This is a genomic window from Bradyrhizobium nanningense (genome assembly GCF_004114535.1).
GTDB lineage: Bacteria > Pseudomonadota > Alphaproteobacteria > Rhizobiales > Xanthobacteraceae > Bradyrhizobium > Bradyrhizobium nanningense.
Genome location: NZ_LBJC01000079.1, coordinates 73,408 through 94,988, shown reverse-complemented (window position 1 = coordinate 94,988; position 21,581 = coordinate 73,408). Strand labels below are relative to the sequence as shown.

The 21,581-nt window shown below is 65.5% G+C and carries 20 protein-coding genes; 14 read left to right on the top strand and 6 right to left on the bottom strand.

Annotated features, from left to right (window positions below):
- Positions 1-93: 93 nt before the first annotated feature.
- On the bottom strand, positions 94-2,934 hold the full coding sequence (gene secA, locus XH84_RS35860) for a preprotein translocase subunit SecA (RefSeq protein ID WP_128919111.1): 2,841 nt from the start codon (positions 2,932-2,934) through the stop codon (positions 94-96).
- Positions 2,935-3,287: 353 nt separating this feature from the next.
- Between secA and XH84_RS35855 the strand changes: the two genes are divergently transcribed.
- From XH84_RS35855 to XH84_RS35845, 3 genes are all read left to right on the top strand, one after another.
- On the top strand, positions 3,288-4,208 hold the full coding sequence (locus XH84_RS35855; RefSeq protein WP_128919110.1) for a peptidylprolyl isomerase: 921 nt from the start codon (positions 3,288-3,290) through the stop codon (positions 4,206-4,208).
- A gap of 130 nt (positions 4,209-4,338) precedes the next feature.
- Positions 4,339-5,580, top strand: coding sequence for a bifunctional glutamate N-acetyltransferase/amino-acid acetyltransferase ArgJ (gene argJ / locus XH84_RS35850; protein ID WP_128919109.1), 1,242 nt, complete (start codon positions 4,339-4,341; stop codon positions 5,578-5,580).
- 8 nt (positions 5,581-5,588) lie between these two features.
- Positions 5,589-5,999: a (deoxy)nucleoside triphosphate pyrophosphohydrolase gene (locus XH84_RS35845; RefSeq protein ID WP_128919108.1), complete on the top strand. Its 411-nt coding sequence runs from the start codon at positions 5,589-5,591 to the stop codon at positions 5,997-5,999.
- Positions 6,000-6,128: 129 nt separating this feature from the next.
- Here XH84_RS35845 and XH84_RS35840 read toward each other — a convergent pair whose 3' ends face one another.
- Positions 6,129-7,007 carry a methyltransferase domain-containing protein gene (locus XH84_RS35840; RefSeq protein ID WP_128919107.1) on the bottom strand — a complete coding sequence of 293 codons (879 nt, stop codon included), beginning with the start codon at positions 7,005-7,007 and terminating at the stop codon, positions 6,129-6,131.
- Positions 7,008-7,198: 191 nt separating this feature from the next.
- Between XH84_RS35840 and XH84_RS35835 the strand changes: the two genes are divergently transcribed.
- Genes XH84_RS35835 through XH84_RS35820 form a run of 4 tightly spaced genes read left to right on the top strand, consistent with a single transcriptional unit; the run spans position 7,199 to position 9,673 of the window.
- Positions 7,199-7,996: a ComF family protein gene (locus XH84_RS35835; protein WP_128919106.1), complete on the top strand. Its 798-nt coding sequence runs from the start codon at positions 7,199-7,201 to the stop codon at positions 7,994-7,996.
- A 47-nt stretch (positions 7,997-8,043) separates the two neighbouring features.
- A complete protein-coding gene (gene grxC, locus XH84_RS35830) occupies positions 8,044-8,319 on the top strand; it encodes a glutaredoxin 3 (protein WP_128919105.1) in 276 nt (91 codons plus the stop codon).
- Entirely contained in the window at positions 8,316-9,194 is an 879-nt protein-coding gene (locus XH84_RS35825; RefSeq protein ID WP_128919104.1) for a carbon-nitrogen hydrolase family protein, read from the top strand. Before grxC ends, XH84_RS35825 begins: the two co-directional genes overlap by 4 nt.
- A complete protein-coding gene (locus XH84_RS35820; RefSeq protein ID WP_128919103.1) occupies positions 9,191-9,673 on the top strand; it encodes a DUF1178 family protein in 483 nt (160 codons plus the stop codon). Before XH84_RS35825 ends, XH84_RS35820 begins: the two co-directional genes overlap by 4 nt.
- Positions 9,674-9,782: 109 nt before the next feature.
- Here XH84_RS35820 and XH84_RS35815 read toward each other — a convergent pair whose 3' ends face one another.
- The 3 genes from XH84_RS35815 to XH84_RS35805 form a co-directional block, all read right to left on the bottom strand.
- Complete coding sequence (locus tag XH84_RS35815; RefSeq protein WP_128919102.1) at positions 9,783-10,682, bottom strand: EamA family transporter; 900 nt, start codon at positions 10,680-10,682, stop codon at positions 9,783-9,785.
- A gap of 294 nt (positions 10,683-10,976) precedes the next feature.
- Positions 10,977-11,744 carry a bifunctional 2-polyprenyl-6-hydroxyphenol methylase/3-demethylubiquinol 3-O-methyltransferase UbiG gene (gene ubiG / locus XH84_RS35810; protein ID WP_164936213.1) on the bottom strand — a complete coding sequence of 256 codons (768 nt, stop codon included), beginning with the start codon at positions 11,742-11,744 and terminating at the stop codon, positions 10,977-10,979.
- A 14-nt stretch (positions 11,745-11,758) separates the two neighbouring features.
- Positions 11,759-12,226 carry a PH domain-containing protein gene (locus XH84_RS35805; RefSeq protein WP_128919101.1) on the bottom strand — a complete coding sequence of 156 codons (468 nt, stop codon included), beginning with the start codon at positions 12,224-12,226 and terminating at the stop codon, positions 11,759-11,761.
- A gap of 152 nt (positions 12,227-12,378) precedes the next feature.
- On the opposite strand from XH84_RS35805, the gene XH84_RS35800 reads away from it, so the two are divergent.
- From XH84_RS35800 to XH84_RS35780, 5 genes are all read left to right on the top strand, one after another.
- Complete coding sequence (locus XH84_RS35800; protein WP_128919100.1) at positions 12,379-13,635, top strand: aspartate kinase; 1,257 nt, start codon at positions 12,379-12,381, stop codon at positions 13,633-13,635.
- 268 nt (positions 13,636-13,903) lie between these two features.
- Entirely contained in the window at positions 13,904-16,171 is a 2,268-nt protein-coding gene (gene ptsP / locus XH84_RS35795; protein ID WP_128919099.1) for a phosphoenolpyruvate--protein phosphotransferase, read from the top strand.
- Between the two features lie 57 nt (positions 16,172-16,228).
- The gene (gene prfA, locus XH84_RS35790; RefSeq protein WP_128919098.1) at positions 16,229-17,314 is read left to right on the top strand and encodes a peptide chain release factor 1; all 1,086 of its coding nucleotides are present in this window, start codon (positions 16,229-16,231) and stop codon (positions 17,312-17,314) included.
- 3 nt (positions 17,315-17,317) lie between these two features.
- On the top strand, positions 17,318-18,199 hold the full coding sequence (prmC, locus tag XH84_RS35785; protein WP_128919097.1) for a peptide chain release factor N(5)-glutamine methyltransferase: 882 nt from the start codon (positions 17,318-17,320) through the stop codon (positions 18,197-18,199).
- A 463-nt stretch (positions 18,200-18,662) separates the two neighbouring features.
- The gene (locus tag XH84_RS35780) at positions 18,663-19,448 is read left to right on the top strand and encodes a DUF4167 domain-containing protein (RefSeq protein WP_128919096.1); all 786 of its coding nucleotides are present in this window, start codon (positions 18,663-18,665) and stop codon (positions 19,446-19,448) included.
- A gap of 56 nt (positions 19,449-19,504) precedes the next feature.
- On the opposite strand, the gene XH84_RS35775 is transcribed toward XH84_RS35780, so the two are convergent.
- Positions 19,505-20,248: a methyltransferase domain-containing protein gene (locus XH84_RS35775; RefSeq protein WP_128919095.1), complete on the bottom strand. Its 744-nt coding sequence runs from the start codon at positions 20,246-20,248 to the stop codon at positions 19,505-19,507.
- 108 nt (positions 20,249-20,356) lie between these two features.
- Here XH84_RS35775 and gloB point away from each other — a divergent pair, with 108 nt between their 5' ends.
- Together gloB and XH84_RS35765 are read left to right on the top strand one after the other, a co-directional pair.
- Positions 20,357-21,124 (top strand): hydroxyacylglutathione hydrolase, encoded by a 768-nt coding sequence (gene gloB, locus XH84_RS35770; protein WP_128919094.1) that lies wholly within the window; start codon positions 20,357-20,359, stop codon positions 21,122-21,124.
- Between the two features lie 23 nt (positions 21,125-21,147).
- Entirely contained in the window at positions 21,148-21,570 is a 423-nt protein-coding gene (locus tag XH84_RS35765) for a cupin domain-containing protein (protein WP_128919093.1), read from the top strand.
- The last annotated feature ends 11 nt before the right edge of the window (positions 21,571-21,581 follow it).

The following is a 21,581-nucleotide window of genomic DNA, read 5'->3' as shown; positions in this document are numbered from 1 at the left end:
CGTACTGGGTCGCCCGGTCAAGCCGGGCGACGACAGTCGAGAACGAGGCGCGAGCATCACGCCTCACGCGCGGATGAAGCCCGAAACTAGCCGCTACGCATACCGCCCGTGGCAGTGCTTGTACTTCTTGCCCGAGCCGCAGGGACAATCCTCGTTGCGGCCGACCTTGCCCCAGCTTGTCGGGTTCTTCGGGTCGCGCAGCGCGGCGTCGGTGGCCTGGGCGCCGAGCGTGACGCTCGCGAGCGCCATCTCGTCCTCGCCGGTGTTCGGATCGAACTTGTGCGCTTCCATCGGCGGCAGGACGGGAGCTTCCTGCTCCGGCGGGACGATCTCGACGCGCATCAGCTGAGCCGTGACGGCCTCGCGCAAGTGAGCGCTCATCTCCTGGAAGAGATTGAAGGCCTCGGTCTTGTACTCCTGCAAGGGATCACGCTGGCCGTAACCGCGCAGGCCGATGACCTGGCGCAGATGGTCGAGCATGATCAGATGCTCGCGCCAGAGATGGTCGAGGGTCTGCAAGAGGATGGTCTTCTCGACGTAACGCATCACGTCGGGACCCCATTGCGCCACCTTGGCCGCCATGTGCTCGTCGGCCCTGGTCTCGATGCGATTGAGCAACTCCTCGTCGGCGATGCCCTCTTCCTTGGCCCATTCGTCGACCGGCAGGTCGAGATCGAGCACGCGCTTCAGCTCTTCCTTCAGGCCGGCCGTGTCCCACTGCTCGGCATAGGCATGCTCGGGCACGTGCTTGGCGACGAGGTCGTCGATGAAGGCGTGGCGCATGTCGGCGACGGTCTCGGCGACGCTCTCGTCCTTCATCAGCTCGACGCGCTGGTCGAAGATCACCTTGCGCTGATCGTTCTGGACGTTGTCGAACTTGAGCAGGTTCTTGCGGATGTCGAAGTTGCGCGCCTCGACCTTCTGCTGCGCCTTCTCCAGCGCCTTGTTGATCCAGGGATGGATGATGGCCTCACCCTCTTGCAGGCCGAGACGCTGCAGCATGCTGTCGAGCCGATCCGAGCCGAAGATGCGCATCAGATCGTCTTCCAGCGAGAGGAAGAACTTCGAGCGGCCGGGGTCGCCCTGACGGCCGGAGCGGCCGCGCAGCTGGTTGTCGATGCGGCGGGATTCGTGACGCTCGGAGCCGATGATGTAGAGACCACCCGGCTTCTTCACGGTCTTGGCGGGCTTGCTCCCCTTCGCCGGCTCGATCTCGACGGTCTCCTCGGCCTTCAGCACGATATTGCGGAAGGTCTCGATGTCGGCCTTGATCTGCTCGATCTTCTTGGCCTTCTCGGCCTCGTCCTCGATACCGACCGTCTCCTGCTGGATGCGCATTTCCAGCGAGCCGCCGAGCTTGATGTCGGTACCGCGGCCGGCCATGTTGGTCGCGATCGTGATCGCGCCGGGCACGCCGGCTTCCGCGACGATATAGGCTTCCTGCTCGTGGAAGCGCGCGTTCAGCACGGCGAACAGCTTGGCCGGCTTGCCGGCGCGGGCCGCCGCATAGAGCTTGTCGAGGGCGTGCTCCTTGCCGAAGTCGATCTGCTTGTAACCGTTCGATTTGAGGAATTCGGCGAGCACTTCCGACTTTTCGATCGAGGCCGTGCCGACCAGAACCGGCTGTAGCCGTGAATTGGCGCGTTCGATCTCGGCGAGGATCGCCTGGTATTTTTCCTTCTGGGTGCGATAGACCTCATCGTCCTCGTCGAGGCGCGCGATCGACAGATTGGTCGGGATCTCCACGACCTCGAGCTTGTAGATGTCGAACAGCTCGTCCGCTTCGGTCGCGGCCGTGCCGGTCATGCCGGCAAGCTTCTCGTACATGCGGAAGTAGTTCTGGAAGGTGATCGAGGCCAGCGTCTGGTTCTCGGGCTGGACCTGGACGTGCTCCTTGGCCTCCAGAGCCTGGTGCAGGCCTTCCGAATAGCGGCGGCCCGGCATCATGCGGCCGGTGAACTCGTCGATGATGACGACCTCGTCGTCGCGGACGATGTAGTCCTTGTCGCGGGTGAACAGCGTGTGGGCGCGCAGCGCCTGGTTGATGTGGTGCACGACGGAGACGTTCTCGACGTCGTAGAGCGACTCGCCCTTGAGCTGGCCGGCATCGCGCAGCAGCGTCTCGATCTTCTCCATGCCGGCTTCGGTCAGCGTCACCGTGCGCTGCTTCTCGTCGACCTCGTAATCGGACTTGTCGAGCTTGGGCAGGAAGCCGTCGATGGTGTTGTAGAAGTCGGAGCGGTCGTCGAGCGGGCCGGAGATGATCAGCGGCGTGCGCGCTTCGTCGATCAGGATGGAGTCGACCTCGTCGACGATGGCGAAGAAGTGCGGCCGCTGGACCATGTCCTCGAGCCGGTACTTCATGTTGTCGCGAAGATAGTCGAAGCCGTATTCGTTGTTGGTGCCGTAGGTGATGTCGCAGGCATAGGCCGCCTTGCGCTCGGCATCGTCGAGACCGTGCACGATGACGCCGGTGGTCATGCCGAGGAAGCCGTAGATCTGGCCCATCCAGCCGGAGTCGCGGCGGGCGAGGTAGTCGTTGACGGTGACGACGTGGACGCCCTTGCCGGCGAGCGCGTTGAGGTACACTGCAAGCGTGGCGACCAGCGTCTTGCCTTCGCCGGTCTTCATCTCGGCGATATCGCCCTCGTGCAGCACCATGCCGCCGATCAGCTGGACGTCGAAATGGCGCTGGCCGAGCGTGCGCTTGGCGGCTTCGCGCACGGTGGCGAAGGCGGGCACAAGGAGGTCGTCGAGGGTCTTGCCCTCGGCAAGCTGCTTCCTGAACTCGGCGGTGCGGGCCTTGAGCGCCTCGTCGGAAAGTTTGGAAACCTCGGGCTCCAGCGCGTTGATCGCGTTGACGCGGGACTGATATCCCTTCACCCGCCGGTCGTTGGCGGAGCCGAAAAACTTGCGGGCGAGCGCGCCGATCATGCCTAGTTCCTGTGTTCGCGATTCAACCGCGTTGGGCCCAAGAAGTTGTCCCCCGCCTGCCTATCAACTCACCGTGACGCCTCGCGGCGTCAGAGCCCGGACTGCGGGGGTCGTCCGCCATATGGGTGGGAATTGGGCAAGTCTGGGTTCAACGGCCAAAAACGCAGCAAAATAAACGCCATCGCCATGGTCGCGACCGGGCAGAGATATGGCCCGGTCAGGGCCTTGTCAACGGCGGGCGCATTGCGGCTAATTCATCATTTTGACAGACTTTTCGCGTTGCCAAGCCCCCCTGAATTGGGCGAGTGTCCGCCCCGCTCGAGCAGCCCCCTGCTTCAACATAAGGATTTTCCATGACCACCTCGTTCCCGGTAACCAGAACCGGCCTGCGCTTTGGCCTCGCCACCGCCCTCGTGGGCTGCCTTGCGCTGGCGCTGATCGCAGGTCCCGGCCGGGCTGCCGACGATCCGGTGCTGGCGAAGGTCAATGGCGCTGAAATCAAGAAGAGCGACGTTGCCATGGCCGAGGAGGAACTCGGGCCGAGCCTCGCCCAGATGGACCCGGCGACCAAGGACGAGAACGTCCTGTCGTTTCTGATCGACATGAAAATCGTCAGCAAGGCTGCCGAAGACAAGAAGGTCGCCGACAGCGAGGAGTTCAAGAAGCGCCTGGCCTTCGCCCGCAACCGCCTGCTGATGGACAGCCTGCTCGCAGGCGAGGGCAAGGCGGCCACCACCCCTGATGCCATGAAGAAGGTCTATGAGGAGGCCTCCAAGCAGATCACCGGCGAGCAGGAGGTGCGCGCCCGTCACATCCTGGTCGAGACCGAGGACGAGGCCAAGGCGGTCAAGGCCGAGCTCGACAAGGGCGCCGATTTCGCCGAGCTCGCCAAGAAGAAGTCCAAGGATCCGGGCTCGGCCGACGGCGGCGACCTCGGCTTCTTCACCAAGGAGCAGATGGTGCCGGAATTCTCGGCGGTCGCCTTCACGCTGGATCCCGGCAAGATCTCCGACCCCGTGAAGTCGCAGTTCGGCTGGCACGTCATCAAGGTCGAGGAGAAGCGCAACCGCAAGGCGCCGGATTTCGAGCAGGTCAAGCCCCAGATCGAGAGCTACGTCACCCGCAAGGCCCAGGCCGAATACGTCGCCAAGCTGCGCGCCGAGGCCAAGGTCGAGCGGCTGGACCAGCCAGCGGCGGACGCGTCGAAGGATGCGAAGCCGGCCGACGCGGCCAAGCCGTCCGACAGCAAGATGGCGCCGCCGGCGAAGAAGTAAGAATTCGCTGTCACTTCACGGACGCCGATAGTATCTAACGTCGCAATGGCCGGGCCAAAAGTGCGAAACACGTTTTCGCACTTGATGGTCCGGCCATCTGCATATTCAGAACCCATCAAGGCGCCCCGCGATGTCCTCAACCGTCTCCCCGCTCGCCCCGAAGCACGTTCCCGATATGCCCGTGATCGCGGGCGTCCGCCTGGCGACGGCGGAGGCCGGCATCCGCTACAAGAACCGCACCGATGTGCTGCTGGCGGTGATGGACAAGGGCACTGCGGTCGCCGGCGTCTTCACCAAATCGAAATGCCCCTCCGCACCGGTGGAATGGTGCCGCGCCAAGCTGAAGGGCGGCAAGGCGCGCGCCCTCGTCGTCAATTCCGGCAATGCCAATGCCTTCACCGGCAAGACTGGCCGCGCCTCCACCGCGCTGACCGCCAAGATCGCGGCCAAGGCGGTCGGCTGCAGCGAGGGTGAAATCTTCCTGGCCTCGACCGGCGTGATCGGCGAGCCGCTGGATGCGACCAAGTTCGACGGCGTGCTCGGCCGCCTCGCCGAGACCGCCGCGCCCGGCGATTATCTCACTGCTGCCAAGGCGATCATGACCACCGATACCTTCCCCAAGGTCGCGACCGCGACCGTCAAGCTCGGCAAGGCCAAGGTCACCATCAACGGCATGGCCAAGGGCGCCGGCATGATCGCCCCCGACATGGCGACGATGCTGTCCTTCATCTTCACCGACGCGCCGATCGCGCCCGCGGCCTTGCAGGCACTGCTCAAGAGCGGCGTCGAGGACACCTTCAACGCGGTGACGATCGACGGCGATACCTCGACCTCTGACACGCTGCTGGCCTTCGCGACCGGCGCTGCCGCCGAGCACGGCGCACCAAAGATCAGCCGCGCCAGCGATCCGCGCCTGAAAGCGTTCGTCAAGGCCTTCAATCAGGTGCTCGCCAACCTCTCCGAACAGGTCGCCCGCGACGGCGAAGGCGCGCGCAAGCTGGTCGAAATCACGGTCGAGGGCGCCAAGACCAAGGCCTCGGCGCGCAAGATCGCGATGTCGATCGCCAACTCGCCGCTGGTCAAGACCGCGATCGCCGGCGAGGACGCCAATTGGGGCCGCGTGGTGATGGCGGTGGGCAAGGCCGGCGAGCCGGCCGATCGCGACAAGCTCTCGATCTCGTTCAACGGCATCCGCGTCGCCAAGAGGGGTGCACGCGATCCGTCCTATGACGAGGCCCAGGTGTCGGAAGCGATGAAGGCGCCGGAGATCGCGATTCTGGTCTCGCTCGGCCTCGGCAAAGGCCGCGACCGCGTGCTGACTTGCGATCTCACCAAGGAATATGTCGCGATCAACGGGGACTACAGGTCGTAAGCTCAGGCATGGCCGATCTCAAACTGACACTGGTGGTGGCCTGCGCGCTTGTAGATGCCGACAAGCGCGTTCTGATCGCGCAGCGCCCCGAGGGCAAGGCGCTGGCCGGCCTCTGGGAATTTCCCGGCGGCAAGTGTGAGCCCGGCGAGCGGCCGGAGCAGAGCCTGATCCGCGAGCTGCACGAGGAGCTCGGCATCATTGTCGCCGAGCCGTGCCTCGCGCCGCTGACCTTCGCGAGCTACGCCTACGAGACGTTCCATCTGCTGATGCCGCTCTACATCTGCCGGCGCTGGGAAGGGATGGTGGCCGCGCGCGAGGGCCAGACCCTGGCCTGGGTCCGCGCCAACAAGCTGCGCGACTACCCGATGCCGCCTGCGGACATTCCGCTGATCCCGCATCTGATCGATTTGCTGATGTGAGTTGCCGTGCCCCGGACGCAGCGCAGCGCCCTTGCGGTGCGCTGCTGAGCCGGGGCCCATGCTCACCGCAGACTGGATCCCGGTTCTGCGCAGCAGCGTAAGAACGCTGCAGCGCGTCCGGGTCACACGTCACTTCTCTCCCGCCTTCTTCACCGCTTCCGCGAGACTCGCTTTCGCCGATCCCGGCTTCAGCGGCTGCTGCTGGCTCGCATGCGGGGCCCAGCCGGAGAGCCAGATGATGTCGAACGTCGCAGGGATGCGGCCATCGGCATCGGCAAAGCGCTCAGTGTAGATTTCTGCCATCCGCAGCAGCGTTGCGCGCCGCGACGGTGAGCGCCGCCGTTCGATCAGCACGTTGGCGGCGCCCATGCGACGAAGATCCTGCATCAAGGCGAACGCATTGGCGTAACGCACCACGACGCGATCGACATCGGTGACCGGCAGCGCAAAGCCCGCCCGCTGCAACAGCGCTCCGATGTCACGCAAGTCCGCAAACGGCGCCACTCGCGGCGAGACGCCGCCCTCGCATTCGGCCTCGGCCGCGGCGAAGGCTTGCCGCAGCTCGGTCAGACTGTCGCCGCCGATCATCGCGGCGAGCAGCAGCCCGTCCGGCTTCAGCGCGCGACGGATTTGCGCCAGCACGCCCGGCAGGTCGTTGACGAATTGCAGCGCCAGCGCCGAGACGACGAGATCGAGGCTTTCCGGCGCAAAGGGCAGCTCTTCTGCACCCGCCGCATCGAGCGCGATGTGCGCGCTGGACGGAAGCCGCGCACGCAGGGTCGCGAGACCTTCGCCTGGCGTCCAAAGATCGATCGGCGCGTGAAACTCGCGCATCACCGCGGCCAGCCGGTCGGACATGTCCTCGGCAACACGATCGAGCAGGAAGCTCACGGAGCCCTGCGCCTGTGCGCGCCGCTGCCGCGCATGCAACAAGGCACGATCAAACAGGGCGGGAGGAATTTGCGGAGGCTGAGCCATGCCGCTGGTTACGCTGATCGTGCGGGTCATTGCAATCTCTCTCGTGTCCCGGACGCGCTGCAGCGCTTTTGGCGCTGCTGCGCAGAGCCGGGACCCAGAAAGCAACACCGCAAGATGCCGAGAGATGGGCCCCGGCTCAGCAGCGCACCGCTCCGCGCTGCGCTGCGTCCCGGGCACGAGAGCGGCTTGAGCCAACAGACGCGGAACGCTAGCCTCCCCGCATGGAAGCCGACACCGCCCCTACCCGCTCCGTCGCCGCACCGCTCCGCGCCGCATGGACCGCTGGCCGCCACGTGCTGTCGCGCGCGGCACGGCTCGCGCTCGACATCGCGCTGCCGACGCTGTGCGTGTCCTGCCGCGAGCCGGTCGATGGCGAGGGCGTTTGCGCCTCGTGCTGGGCCCGGCTGTCGTTCATCGAGCGGCCCTATTGCCCGCGGCTGGGCATTCCCTTCGTCTACGACCCCGGCCCCGACATGCTGTCGATGGAGGCGATCGCGAGCCCGCCGGCCTACCAGCGCGCCCGCGCGGCGGTGCGCTATGACGACGTCGCCCGCACGCTGGTGCATGCGCTGAAATACCAGGACCGCACCGATCTGGCGCCCGCCATGGGACGCTGGATGGCACGGGCGGGCGGCGAGCTGCTGACCGGCGCCGACATGCTGGTGCCGGTGCCCCTGCACTGGCGGCGGGCCTGGCGCCGCCGCTACAATCAGTCCGGGGCGTTGGCGCGAATCATCGAGCGGCAGAGCGGGGTGAAGGTGCGGGGCGAAGTGCTGCGCCGAGTGCGCGCCACCGAGCAGCAGATCGGCCTGTCGCGGGCCCAGCGCGCCACCAATGTGCAGGGCGCATTCCAGGTATCCCCCGACCGTCAGGCCGAGGTCCACGGCCGGTGCATTGTCCTGATCGACGATGTCCTGACCTCGGGCGCAACGCTGGATGCTTGCGCGAGGGCCCTGCTGCGTGCCAAGGCCGCCCAGGTCGACGTGCTGGTCTTCGCCCGGGTTGTGGAGGTCAGGTAAAGTCCCATATAATTCAATGAATTCATCACATGAGAGCGCCAGACGAGATGAACGCTGCTGTCGAGATCTACACCCGGCCCGGCTGCGGCTATTGTTCCGCCGCCAAGTCGCTGCTGACCCGCAAGAAGGCGGCCTTCACGGAATTCGACGTCGCCAAGAACTCGTCCTGGCGGGCCGAGATGTATGATCGCGCCGGCCAAGGCTCGACCTTCCCGCAGATCTGGATCGGCGGAACTCATGTCGGCGGTTGCGACGACCTCTATGCACTCGATCGCGAAGGCAAGCTCGACGGCATGCTCGAAAGCGTGAAGGCCAACTCATGAGCGAGAACCGCACGTTCACCGCCGCGATGGTGCAGATGCGCACCGGCCTGATGCCGGGACCGAGCCTCGAGCAGGCCACGAAGCTGATCCGGCAGGCGGCAGCCAATGGCGCCGACTACGTGCAGACGCCCGAGGTCAGCAACATGATGCAGCTGAACCGCAAGGCGCTGTTCGAGCATCTGCAGAGCGAGGAAGACGACACCTCGCTGAAGGCCTACCAGGCGCTCGCGGCGGAGCTGAAGATCCATCTCCATGTCGGCTCGCTGGCGCTGCGCTTTTCACCGGAGAAGGCGGTCAACCGCTCTTTCCTGATCGGGCCCGAGGGCAACGTGCTCGCGAGCTACGACAAGATCCACATGTTCGACATCGAGCTGCCGGACGGCGAGAGCTATCGCGAATCCGCCAATTACCAGCCGGGCGAGACCGCGGTGATCTCCGACCTGCCCTGGGGCCGCGTGGGCTTGACGATCTGCTACGACGTGCGCTTCCCCGCGCTTTACCGTGCCCTCGCCGAGAGCGGCGCCTATTTCATCACCGTGCCCTCCGCCTTCACCCGCAAGACCGGCGAAGCGCATTGGCATGTGCTGCTGCGTGCGCGCGCGATCGAGACCGGCTGCTTCATCTTCGCGGCGGCCCAGGCAGGACTGCACGAGAACAAACGCGAGACCTACGGCCATTCGCTGATCATCGATCCCTGGGGCGAGATCCTCGCCGAGGGCGACGTCGAGCCCGGCATCATCATGGCAAAGATCGATCCGTCCAAGGTCGAGACCGCGCGCCGCGCGATTCCCTCGCTCCAGCACGGCCGCCGTTTCGGCGTGTCCGACCCCAAGGCGGGGCCGGATCATCTGCACCTCGTACGGGGATCGGCATGATCCGCTACGCACTGCGCTGCGACCGGGACCACGATTTCGAGAGCTGGTTTCAGAACTCGTCGGCCTACGATTCCCAGGTCAAGCGCAAGCTCGTGACCTGCCCGATCTGCGGCTCGGCCAAGGTCGAGAAGGCGATCATGGCCCCGCGCATCGTCGGCAAGAAGGGCCGCGGGCGTGCGACGCCACCGCCGGAAGCGACGACTGCTCCGACGCCCGAAGCCGCGCCGTCAGGTCCGACCTCGCTGCTGATGGCGCAGGAGAAAGAGCTGCGCGCCAAGCTGAAGGAGCTGCGCGATCATATCGTCAAGAACGCCGACAATGTCGGCGAGCGCTTCGCCAACGAAGCCCGCGCGATGCATTACGGCGACAAGGAGCACCGCCCGATCTACGGCGAGGCCTCGCCCGAGGAGGCGAAGTCGCTGATCGACGAAGGCATCGAGGTGTCGCCACTGCCGACATTGCCGGAAGACCGGAATTAACGATTGCTGTCGTTCCGGGGCGCGCGTTAGCGCGAACTCTGATGCGCAATTGCGCACCTGAGAACCTCGAGATTCCGGGTTCGATGCTTCGCATCGCCCGGAATGACGACTACACTCCCACCAGCACCGCCACCCCGACCACGATCAGCGCGATACCAAAAATCTCGCGCGGCGCGATCGGCTGCTTGAACGAGTAGTAGGCGACGCCTTGCGCGAACAGCACCTCGATCAGCGCAAGCGTGCGGACATTGGCGGCAGCCGTCAGCGCGAAGGCCAGAAACCAGAATTGCGAGGCGAAGGCGCCCGTGAAGCCGGCCAGCATCGACGGCCGCCACATCGCGAGGATACCCTGCAGCACCTTCGGCGCGCGCCAGAGCAGATAGACCGTCAGCACCAGCGTCTGCACGAACAGGCCGAGCACCAGCGTGACCGACGCCGCGGTCACGAAGGACACGCCTGGCACATTGATGATGGCGCCGCGAAAACCGACCGCGGAGAGCGCGAAGGCCGCCGCCGCAACGAGGCCGGTGATGGTGGGCTTCAGCTCCGCAAAGCTCTTCTCGCCGCCAGGGCGGAGCGCGGTGATGACGACGCCGATCGTCGCGATCACGATCGCCAGCACCTTCAGCCAGGTGAGGTGATCGCCGAGGAAGACGAAACCAAAGATCGCGGTCTGGATCGCTTCGGTTTTGAGGTACGCCGTCGTCACCACGAAGGAGCGGTCGTTCATGGCGAGCAGCATCAGACCCGTCGCGACGATCTGGCTGAGCGCCCCCAGCAGCAGCCACGGCCAGAACGCGGTCGGCGGCATGCCGAGACGGTCGCCGGTCGCGACCAGCACCACGCCCAGAAACAGCAGTGAGAACGGAAAGCCGAACAGGAAGCGGATATTGGTCGCACCCCACGTCCCCAGCGGCTTCGTCAACGACCGCTGCATCGCATTGCGCGCGACCTGCCCGAGCGCAGCGATGATGGTGAAGGGAATCCAGAGGCTGGCGACAGTGAACATGGGAAATGTGGATTAGGAAGGGATCTTGGGCCAACGTGCCGCTAGCGCTCAAGCAGGTCAATCACGCGGATGTCATGGGTGCGATGCTCTCGCAACAAACTCCGCTGTCGTCCCTGCCTAGTGCGCAATTGCGCACGAACGCAGGGACCCATTACCCCAGGGAGCAGTTTTGCGGACACTGCCGCCCCGAGCATCTCACACCGTCTATTCACCGATAGCTTCCGCGGTATGGGTCCCTGCTTTCGCAGGGACGACACCGCCCGGGAAGTGAGAACTCGCTCAGTCACGCCGCGCTCACACCATCGCTTCGGCCACCACCATGTAGTTGACGTCCATGTCCGACGAGAGGGTCCATTTGTCGGCGAAGGGGCTGTAGACGACACCGGTCTGCTCGGTGATGACGAGGCGGTTGTCGAGCAGGTATTTCGTCAGTTCGTCGGGGGTGACGAACTTGTTCCACTCGTGGGTGCCGCGCGGCAGCCAGCGCAGGACGTATTCGGCGCCGACGATGGCGAGCGCAAAGCTCTTCCAGTTGCGGTTCAGCGTCGAGACCACCATGAGGCCGTTCGGCTTCAGCATCGCGGCGCAGCGCTTCAGGAAGACGCCGACATCGACGACGTGCTCGACCACTTCCATCGCCAGCACGATGTCGAAACGCTCGCGCGGGTCGATCTCCTCCACCGTGGTGCAGCGGTAGTCGATGGCGAGATGGCCCTTGTCGGCGTGCAGCTTCGCCGCGGCGATGTTGCTCGCGGAAGGGTCGACGCCGATAACCTGCGCGCCGAGACGCGACAGCGGCTCGCACAAGAGGCCGGCGCCGCAGCCGATGTCGAGCACGCGCAAGCCGGCGAGACAGTTGAGGCTGCGCACGTTGCGCTCGAACTTGCGGCAGGCGGCATCGCGGATATAGCCGAGCCGCAGCGGGTTGATCCGGTGCAGCGGCGCCATCTTGCCGTTGGGGTCCCACCACTCCGCCGAGAGTTTTGAGAATTTCGCGATCTCGGCGGCGTCGACGGTCGAGCCCGGCTGGGCGGTTGCGGAAGTATCTTGCTGCATGCTCATGGTTACGCGCGGTCCTACCGCGTGGTGATCGAACTACGGAAAGCGAGCGGCGAGGCGATCGTCTTGATCGTCTCGATCCCCTCCCCGACGCCGCGAATCGTCACGTCGCCGTAGTTGAGAATACGTCCAAGAATCGTCTGATCGACGTCGACGCTCTCGACCTTGTCCAGCGCCATCTCGAAGGTGCGGCGCTTGATGAAGCCGGTCTTGTGCACGACCCTGAGGTTGGTGACGTCGGTCTCGGTGGTGAAGCGATGGAACCAGCCCTTCACGGTCCAATAGAGGGCCGCCAAAGCCACGAGGCCGGAGCCGACAAGGCAGAGCAGGACGAGCCCTTCGACCACGGTTTGCCGGGACAGGACGAACAGAGCCAGAGCCACGATCCAGGCCACAATGGCCGGAAAATAGAAGATCCAGTGCGCATTGGTCGAATACAGCACCTTCTCGCCGGGCTGAAGAATCTCGTCGATATAACGCGCCATGATCTCGGTTTACCCGCTACTCCCACACCCTGCCCCCGCAGGAACCCGCTTGCCCCCGGCTCCGCCCCTCTGTATACGCGCGGTCGGTGTCCGCCAGGCTCGTCCAGCGCGGGTCACCATACTGATCCTTATGAGGGAATGCACGCGTCGTCATGAGCCGCCTCGTGATGAAATTCGGCGGCACATCCGTCGCCAACATCGAACGTATCCGCAACGTCGCACGCCATGTGAAACGTGAGGTCGACGCCGGCCATGAAGTGGCCGTGGTGGTCTCGGCGATGTCCGGCAAGACCAACGAGCTGGTGGCCTGGTGCACCGAGGCCTCGCCGATGCACGACGCGCGCGAATACGACGCCGTGGTCGCCTCAGGCGAGCAGGTGACGTCCGGCCTGCTTGCCATCGTGCTCCAGGGCATGGGCATCCAGGCCCGCTCCTGGCAGGGCTGGCAAATCCCGATCAAGACCAGCGACGCCCACGCCTCGGCCCGGATCGAGGACATCGACGGCAGCGAGATCATCAAGCGCTTCAGGGAGCGCAAGGAGGTCGCGGTCATCGCCGGCTTCCAGGGCATCGAGCCCAAGACCAACCGCATCACCACGCTCGGCCGCGGCGGCTCCGATACCTCGGCCGTGGCAATTGCCGCCGCCGTCAAGGCCGATCGCTGCGATATCTATACCGACGTCGACGGCGTCTACACGACCGACCCGCGAATCGTGCCGAAGGCCAAGAGGCTCGACAAGATCGCGTTCGAAGACATGCTGGAACTGGCCTCCCAGGGCGCCAAGGTGCTCCAGGTCCGCTCCGTGGAACTCGGCATGGTCCACAACATGCCGATCTTCGTCCGTTCGAGCTTCGACAAGCCCGAGGATATCGACCCGCATGCCAACCAGCCGCCCGGCACGCTGATCTGCAGCGAGGAGGAGATCATGGAAAGCCACGTCGTCACCGGTATCGCTTTCTCCAAGGACGAGGCCCAGATCTCGGTGCGCCAGATCGAGGACAAGCCGGGCGTTGCGGCGTCGATCTTCGGCCCGCTGGCGGATGCCAACATCAACGTCGACATGATCGTGCAGAACGTCTCCGAGGACGGCAAGACCACCGACCTCACCTTCACGGTGCCGGCGGCCGATTATACCCGCGCCAAGGACACGATTACCGCCGCCAAGGGCAAAATCGGTTATGCGCGGCTCGATACCGCCACCGACGTCGCCAAGATCTCGGTGATCGGCAGCGGCATGCGCAGCCACGCCGGCGTCGCTGCCCAGGCGTTCTCGGCCCTCGCGGGACGGAATATCAACATCCGGGCCATTACAACCTCCGAGATCAAATTCTCGGTTTTGATCGACACCGCCTATACCGAGCTTGCGGTGCGCACGCTACACACGCTCTACGGTCTCGATCAGGCCTAGACGAATTTTCTCTTAGCGGCCGCAGCAAACGCTGAGGTGTCCACACTTTCGCGTTTGGCAGGCGTTTTGCTTGGCAAAACAAGCCCCAATTCGCTATACGGCGAACAGGGTGGGCTGCCAGAAACTGTGCCCCAGTTCAGGCGGTGCTGATTCGGCTCAGGCAACCGCCTGAGCCGGCGCCGGACGAGCAAACTTGTTGTTTTTCTGGATACTGGGCGAGCAGCCGCGGCCCCTTTCGGCCCCGGCAGACGGAGGAGATTGACGGTACATGCGGAGCGCGTCGGGAGGTCCCCGCGTCTTGTTGAGACGGCTCCGCGAGACCATGGCGGAGCAGGTCTCGGCCCAGGAGCGGCTGGACAAGATCGTGGTGCTGATCGCCGCCAACATGGTGGCCGAGGTGTGCTCGGTCTATGTGCTACGCATCGACAACACCCTGGAGCTCTACGCCACCGAAGGTCTCAACCGCGAGGCAGTGCACCACACCGTGCTGAGCGCCCATGAGGGCCTGGTCGGTCTCGTCGCCAGCGAGGCGACGCCGCTCAATTTGAACGATGCGCAGAGCCATCCGGCCTTCTCGTTCCGCCCCGAGACCGGTGAAGAAATCTACCACTCGTTCCTCGGCGTGCCGATCCTGCGCGCCGGCAACACGCTCGGCGTGCTGGTGGTGCAGAACCGCGCCAAGCGCAATTACGTCGAGGAAGAGCTCGAGGCGCTGCAGACCACCGCGATGGTGCTGGCGGAGCTGATCGCCTCCGGCGAGCTCTCGGCGCTGGCCCAGCCGGGCCAGGAACCGGCGGCGCGCCATTCCGCGCAGAAGGTCGGCGCCATCCTGTCGGAGGGCATCGCGCTGGGCCATGTCGTGCTGCACGAGCCGCGCGTCGTCATCAAGGACTACATCGCCGAGGACCTGCCGAAGGAGATCAAGCGGCTCGACACCGCGCTCGCCAAGCTGCGCGCCGATCTCGACCGCATGCTGGAGCGCGGCGACGTCGCCGAGGGCGGCGAGCATCGCGAGGTGCTGGAAGCCTACCGCATGTTCGCCAACGACCAGGGCTGGTCGCACAAGCTGCACGAGGCGGTCGCCACCGGCCTCACCGCGGAAGCCGCGGTCGAGCGCGTGCAGTCCGACACCCGCGCGCGCATGCTGCGCTCGACCGACCCTTATTTGCGCGACCGGCTGCACGATCTCGAGGATCTCGGCTACCGCCTGATGCGGCAGCTGGTCGGCCAGGACCACGCCCCCTCGCGCGAGCAGCTGCCCGACAACGCGATCGTCATCGCGCGCGCAATGGGCCCGGCGGCGCTGCTCGACTACGACCGCAAGCGCCTGCGCGGCATCGTGCTGGAGGAAGGCACCGCCAACTCCCACGTCTCGATCGTGGCGCGCGCGCTCGGCATTCCCGCGGTCGGCGAGGTGCCAAACGCGCCCGGCATCGCCGATCCCGGCGACGCCATCATCGTCGACGGCACCTCCGGCTCGATCTATGTGCGGCCCTCTCAGGAGGTCGAGGCGGCGTTCGCCGAGCGCGTGCGCTTCCGCGCCCGCCGCCAGGCGCAATATCTGGCGCTGCGCGACCTGCCCTGCGTCACCAAGGACGGCCAGAAGGTCGAGCTGATGATCAACGCTGGCCTCGCCATCGACCTGCCGCATATCGAGGACACCGGCAGCGCCGGCATCGGCCTGTTCCGCACTGAGCTGCAATTCATGGTGGGCCAGAGCCTGCCGCGCACCAGCGACCAGCTGGCGCTCTATCGCACCGTGCTGGATGCCGCCGGCACCAAGCCCGTCACCTTCCGCACCCTCGACATCGGCGGCGACAAGGCGCTGCCCTATATGGAAGCCGTGATCGAGGAAAATCCCGCGCTCGGCTGGCGCGCGATCAGACTCGGGCTCGATCGCCCAGGCCTGTTGCGCGGCCAGATTCGCGCGCTGCTGCGCGCCGGCGGCGGCCGCGCGCTACGCATCATGTTCCCGATGATCTCGGAGGTCGCCGAATTCGATGCGGCCAAGGCGCTGGTCGAGCGCGAGCTCACCTATCTGCGCCAGCACGGCCACACGCTGCCTGAACGAATCGACATCGGCACCATGGTCGAGGTGCCAGCCCTGCTCTATCAGCTCGACGAGCTCTTGCGGAAAGTCGACTTCATCTCGGTCGGCTCCAACGATCTGTTCCAGTTCCTGTTCGCGGTCGATCGCGGCAATGCCAAGGTCTCCGAGCGCTTCGACACCATGTCGGCGCCGATCCTGCGCGCGCTGCGCCAGATCTCGCAAAAATGCCATGCGGCGAAGAAGTCGCTCTCGCTCTGCGGCGAGATGGCATCCAAGCCGATCGGGGCGCTGGCGCTGATTGCGCTGGGCTACCGCTCGCTGTCGCTGTCGGCGACCGCACTCGGCCCGGTCAAGGCCATGGTGATCGATCTCGACGCGAAGAAGGCCGAAGCCATGCTCGGTCCCCTGCTGGACGCCCCGGCAGGCAGCGTCTCGATCCGGCAGAAGCTGACGGAATTCGCCGAGGCCGAAGGCCTGGCCTTGTAGCGGGCCTGTCGCCGCTTCCTGCCGCCTCGCCTCCTTCCGCCATTTGAGACTGAACCGATGTCGTCACTCCCCGAAGCCAAACTGGACGTGCTGCTCGCACATCATGCCTCGCTCGAGGCCGAATCGCTGGGGCAGCTCGCCTCCGAACGCTACGTGCAGATCACGCGCGAGCTCGCCGAGATCACGCCGCTGATCGAAGCGGTGAAGGCCTATCGTTCCGCCGTCAAGGAGCTCGCCGACACCGAGGCGCTGATCGCCGATCCCGCAACCGACGCCGAGATGCGCGGCATGGCGGAAGCCGAACGCGACGAGCTCGCACCGAAGATGGAGGAGCTGGTCCAGAAGATCCGCGTCGCGCTCCTGCCCAAGGACGCCATGGACGATCGCAACGTGGTGCTGGAAATCCGTGCCGGCACCGGCGGCGACGAGGCCTCGCTGTTTGCCGGTGACCTGTTCCGGATGTACGAACGCTTCGCCAGCTTGCAGGGCTGGAAGGTCGAGGTGATCTCGGCCAGCGAAGGCACCGTCGGCGGCTACAAGGAAATCATCGCTGAGGTGCAGGGCCGCGGCGCGTTCTCCAAGCTGAAGTTCGAATCCGGCGTGCATCGCGTCCAGCGCGTGCCCGACACCGAGACGCAGGGACGCATCCACACGTCTGCGGCGACGGTCGCGGTGCTGCCGGAGGTCGAGGACGTCGACGTCGACATCAAGAACGACGATCTGCGCATCGAGACCATGCGCGCGCAAGGCGCGGGCGGCCAGCACGTCAACAAGACCGAATCGGCGATCCGCATCACCCACATCCCGACCGGCATCGTGGTGATGATGCAGGACAGCCGCTCGCAGCACAAGAACCGCGCCTCGGCCATGAACATCCTGCGCTCACGCATCTACGACGCCGAGCGGCAGCGTGTCGACGCCGCGCGGTCGGCCGAACGCAAGGAGAAGGTCGGCTCCGGCGACCGCTCCGAGCGCATCCGCACCTACAATTTTCCGCAAGGCCGCGTCACCGACCACCGCATCAATCTGACGCTCTACAAGCTGCCGCAGGTGATCGCGGGCGAAGCGCTCGGCGAATTGATCGACGCGCTGACCACCGAGCACCAGGCCGCGCAGCTCGCCGCACAAGGCGCGGCGGCGTAGCGCGTGGGCAACTCCTTCTCCGGACAATCCATCGAAAGCGCGCGGCGCGCGCTGGCCGCGCAATTGAGATCGGCACACGTCGAAGAGGCCGAGCTCGACGCCCGCATCCTGCTCGGCGCGGTCCTCGGCCTCGATCTGACCGGCCTGATTGCGCAAGCCGCCCGGCCGCTCACGGAAGCCGAGGCGTCGCGGCTCACCCAGCATGCACAGCGCCGCATCGCCGGCGAGCCGGTGGCGCGCATTCTCGGCACACGTGAATTCTGGGGCCTGCCGTTTCGTCTGTCGGAAGCAACCCTGGTCCCCCGCCCCGATACCGAGACCGTGGTCGAGCTTGCGCTCGAGATCCTCCGCGAGCGGAAAGCGGCACAGCCTCCGCGCATCGCCGACATCGGCACCGGATCGGGCGCGATCCTGCTCGCGCTGCTGCACGAAATTCCCGATGCGTTCGGCATCGGCACCGATGTCAGCCTGACGGCGCTCAACACGGCGCGTGACAATGCCGCCGCTCTCGGCCTCGGCGGCCGCGCGGCTTTCGTCGCTTGCTCCTATGCGTCAGCGCTGCGCGGCCCGTTCGACCTCATCGTGTCGAACCCGCCCTATATCCCCTCGGCCGAAATTCCGACACTGAGCGTCGAGGTGCGCGAGCACGATCCGCATCTGGCGCTCGATGGCGGCAATGACGGATACGACGCCTACCGCGCCCTGATCCCGCAGGCGAGCGAGCGCCTCGCTCCCGGCGGCGCGCTGATCGTCGAGGCCGGACAGGGCCAGGCGAGAAATATTGAAACCCTTATGGCGGCAGCGGCGTTAACGATGGACAGGCCACCCAAGGCCGACCTGGCGGGCATTCCGCGGGCCGTTTCGGCCCGAAAAATGCCCCCATAAAAGCCGGATTGGCTTGCAAAAAGCTCTTGGAATATCCCTTGGGAACGACTACGTTCCGATCAACACATCGGTGCCGGCCCCGCAGACTTGCGGGTGAAAGCCGGGCTCTCGGGCGAGAGCTTTACTGATTACAGGTTCCAAGCCGCAGGTCCTGTGAAGCGCGATAGCCAGTGGAGCTGCGCTGCTCTCCGACCGCAACGTGAACGAAAGCCTGATATTGCGCTTGAAGACTTACGCAACACCGCTGGGCTTGTTTCGGCAAGCAAAATGAATGGATTCGCTGGCGATCAATGCTGGCGGGTGGGGAACGCGTCCTTGTTGAGCGCGACGGTCGACGAACATCGGCAGGGTTTGATCCGCTCTTGCGCGCGGTGCGCGCGTGCGACGTGAAACCGCTGTCACCAGGTCACTCCTAGCAATCAGTAATGCGTGCAACCTTTAGGGCTGGAATTAAAGGCAGGACATGAGAAACGGTCAGAACAAGCAGCGGATGCGCAACCGCAACAATAATAACAACAACAACAACCGGCGCAGCCAGAACCCGATGACCCGGGTCTACGAGTCCAACGGACCCGATATCAAGATCCGCGGCACCGCCTCGCACATCGCCGAAAAGTATCTCCAACTTGCGCGCGACGCGCGCTCCTCCGGCGACCCCGTTGCGGCGGAGAACTACTACCAGCATGCCGAGCATTATTTCCGCCTGATCGCGGCGGCCCAGGAGCAATTCCGCCAGAACCAGCAGCCGCGCGGCGACGAGCCTATCAGCAGCCATGGCGACGACGGCGAAGACGACGGCGAGAATTTCTCGAATTTCGGCCAGGAGCCGGGCTTCGTCCCGCAGCCGCCGCAGCAGCCTTTCGTGCGCGACCGCGACGGCCAGCGCGATCATCACCAGCGTGATCATCAGCAACGCGACAACCAGCAGCAGCCCTATCAGCGCGACCAGCAGCCGCGCGAGCACCGCGAACGCGATCATCGTCCGCAGCCGCAATATCAGCCGCAGCCGGCCAACCAGCCGCAGCCCGTCATCGCCGATACCGGCAGCGTCGATCGCCTGCCGTCCTTCATCACCGGCCCGCAGCCGCAAGTGAATGTCGGCGCAAGTGGCGGCCAGCCCGGCTTCGAAGGTGGCGGCGGCGGCGGTGGCGAACGGTTTCCGCGCCGGCGGCGCCGGCCGCATGGTCCGCGCCCCGAGCGCGAGGCAGCTCCGGCCGCCTCCAGCGATGAAGTCACCCCCGGCGAATAGGCTTTTTCTGACTTTGTGAACTGCAATCGTCCCGGCCTCGCCGGGACGATTCGTGTTCAGCCGCGCGTCACCGTCGAGGACGGCACCAGCACGGGCTTGGCCAGCGAGGGAATGAGCCGCGCCCGTTCGCGCTTGGCGGGAATCGCACGATAGACCTGCTTGGTGGCCTCGACGATGTGCACGCCGGCAAAAGGCAGCGACAGCGCCGCACCGGCGCGCTCCCACATCTGTGCCGATTTCAGCACCCAGCCACCGGCATAGGGCGGCATGAACAACGCCTCGCCCCATGCGGTCGGCGTGAACCAGGTCTGGCGCAAGAGATCGGTGATCTGCGAGCGCGAATAGGGCCGGCCGTGACCGAACGGCGTGCTGTCGGTGCGGGTCCACACCCCACGCCGGTTCGGGATCACCGCGATCACGCGGCCCGAGGGCGACAGCACGCGCCACACCTCGCGCAGCAGCGCGGCCGGATCGTCCGACATCTCCAGCGCGTGGACCAGGAGGATGCGGTCGACCGCGGCGTCGGGAAGCGGCAGCGAGAATTCGTCGACCAGCGAGGCCAGCGCCGGTCGCCCCGTTGGCCATTTCAGGACGCCCTGGGCCGCCGGCATGAAGGCGATGCATCGCTCGGCATCTTCGCGGAACAACCCCAGATAGGGCGTTGGATAGCCGAGGCCGAGCACGCGCTGGCCCTGCGCGCCCGGCCAGCGCTCCCTGATGCCGCGATTGATCATTTGTCGCGCCACAATCCCGAGGCGACGGGAATAGAACTCGCGGAGGTCGACGACGTCGATGGTCATGACCGCAATGTAACATGCGTAAGGCTTGGCCTGCGCGCGGAATATTGCATTGCCTGCGCAACGTTAACGCCATATTTGTCTGGCGGGGCTGAGCCCGATGGAGATGACATGGCCGCCGAAATTCGTACTTTCACCTGTTTAAACGACAATTTCGGTTATCTGATCCACGATGTGGAAACCAAGGCGACGGCGTCGGTCGACGCGCCCGAGGCCGGCCCCATTATGAAGGCGCTGGAGCGCGAGGGTTGGCAGCTCACCGACATCCTGATCACCCATCATCACGGCGATCATGTCGGCGGGGTCGCTGAACTCAAGCGGAAATACAATTGCCGCGTCGTCGCGCCGCACGACAAGACCACCGGGATCGCGAACGTCGACCTGCGCGTCGCCAACGCCGACGTGGTCAAGATCGGCAATCTGCTGGCGCGCGTCCTGGAGACGCCCGGCCACACGCTCGACCATGTCTCCTACGTGTTCGACACCGAGAAGACGGTGTTCGCGGCCGACACGCTGTTCTCGATCGGTTGCGGGCGCGTGTTCGAGGGCACCTATCCGATGATGTGGGATTCTCTCCTGAAGCTGCGCGCCCTGCCCGACGACTTCAAGCTCTATTGCGGCCACGAATACACGGCCTCCAACGTCAAGTTCGCGCTGACCGTCGATCCCGACAATGCGGCGCTCCAGGCGCGCGCGGCGGAGGTGGCGAAGCTCCGGGCCGAGAACAAGGCGACCATCCCCACCCTGCTTGGCGACGAGAAGCGGGCCAACGTGTTCCTGCGGGCCGACGAGCCACAGATCGCAGCCAGGCTGCACATGAAGGGCGCGGATGCCGCCGCCGTGTTCGGCGAGCTGCGCGAGCGCAAGAATAAATCCTGACACACAAGTCCTGACGGGGTTCGATGCCGACCGCAGCCGAGATCATCGCTCGCCTTGAACTGCGGCCGCATCCCGAGGGCGGCCATTATCGCGAGACGTTTCGCGACCAGATGACGGACGCCAACGGCCGTTCGCGCTCGACCCTGATCTACTTCCTGCTCGCACGCGGCGAACGCTCGCACTGGCATCGCGTCGATGCGGTCGAGACCTGGCATTATTATGCCGGCAGCCCCTTGATGCTGCGCATCGCCCATGACGGCTGCTCCCAGCACGAGGTGCGGCTCGGCACCGACCTCGCCGGCGGCGAGCGGCCGCAGGCCATCGTGCCGGCCCATGCATGGCAGATGGCGCAAACCACGGGCGAGTGGACGCTGGTCGGTTGCACCGTCGCGCCCGCGTTCGAGTTCGCAGGCTTCGAGCTCGCACCGCAGGGCTGGGAGCCGTAGCTCAAACCAGA

What these genes read in the sequence shown, in the direction of transcription:
- secA (WP_128919111.1), bottom strand. Translation starts at nt 2,934, where the DNA reads ATGATCGGCGCGCTCGCCCGCAAGTTTTTCGGCTCCGCCAACGACCGG.
- XH84_RS35855 (WP_128919110.1), top strand. Translation starts at nt 3,288, where the DNA reads ATGACCACCTCGTTCCCGGTAACCAGAACCGGCCTGCGCTTTGGCCTC.
- argJ (WP_128919109.1), top strand. Translation starts at nt 4,339, where the DNA reads ATGTCCTCAACCGTCTCCCCGCTCGCCCCGAAGCACGTTCCCGATATG.
- XH84_RS35845 (WP_128919108.1), top strand. Translation starts at nt 5,589, where the DNA reads ATGGCCGATCTCAAACTGACACTGGTGGTGGCCTGCGCGCTTGTAGAT.
- XH84_RS35840 (WP_128919107.1), bottom strand. Translation starts at nt 7,007, where the DNA reads ATGACCCGCACGATCAGCGTAACCAGCGGCATGGCTCAGCCTCCGCAA.
- XH84_RS35835 (WP_128919106.1), top strand. Translation starts at nt 7,199, where the DNA reads ATGGAAGCCGACACCGCCCCTACCCGCTCCGTCGCCGCACCGCTCCGC.
- grxC (WP_128919105.1), top strand. Translation starts at nt 8,044, where the DNA reads ATGAACGCTGCTGTCGAGATCTACACCCGGCCCGGCTGCGGCTATTGT.
- XH84_RS35825 (WP_128919104.1), top strand. Translation starts at nt 8,316, where the DNA reads ATGAGCGAGAACCGCACGTTCACCGCCGCGATGGTGCAGATGCGCACC.
- XH84_RS35820 (WP_128919103.1), top strand. Translation starts at nt 9,191, where the DNA reads ATGATCCGCTACGCACTGCGCTGCGACCGGGACCACGATTTCGAGAGC.
- XH84_RS35815 (WP_128919102.1), bottom strand. Translation starts at nt 10,682, where the DNA reads ATGTTCACTGTCGCCAGCCTCTGGATTCCCTTCACCATCATCGCTGCG.
- ubiG (WP_164936213.1), bottom strand. Translation starts at nt 11,744, where the DNA reads ATGAGCATGCAGCAAGATACTTCCGCAACCGCCCAGCCGGGCTCGACC.
- XH84_RS35805 (WP_128919101.1), bottom strand. Translation starts at nt 12,226, where the DNA reads ATGGCGCGTTATATCGACGAGATTCTTCAGCCCGGCGAGAAGGTGCTG.
- XH84_RS35800 (WP_128919100.1), top strand. Translation starts at nt 12,379, where the DNA reads ATGAGCCGCCTCGTGATGAAATTCGGCGGCACATCCGTCGCCAACATC.
- ptsP (WP_128919099.1), top strand. Translation starts at nt 13,904, where the DNA reads ATGCGGAGCGCGTCGGGAGGTCCCCGCGTCTTGTTGAGACGGCTCCGC.
- prfA (WP_128919098.1), top strand. Translation starts at nt 16,229, where the DNA reads ATGTCGTCACTCCCCGAAGCCAAACTGGACGTGCTGCTCGCACATCAT.
- XH84_RS35780 (WP_128919096.1), top strand. Translation starts at nt 18,663, where the DNA reads ATGAGAAACGGTCAGAACAAGCAGCGGATGCGCAACCGCAACAATAAT.
- XH84_RS35775 (WP_128919095.1), bottom strand. Translation starts at nt 20,248, where the DNA reads ATGACCATCGACGTCGTCGACCTCCGCGAGTTCTATTCCCGTCGCCTC.
- gloB (WP_128919094.1), top strand. Translation starts at nt 20,357, where the DNA reads ATGGCCGCCGAAATTCGTACTTTCACCTGTTTAAACGACAATTTCGGT.
- XH84_RS35765 (WP_128919093.1), top strand. Translation starts at nt 21,148, where the DNA reads ATGCCGACCGCAGCCGAGATCATCGCTCGCCTTGAACTGCGGCCGCAT.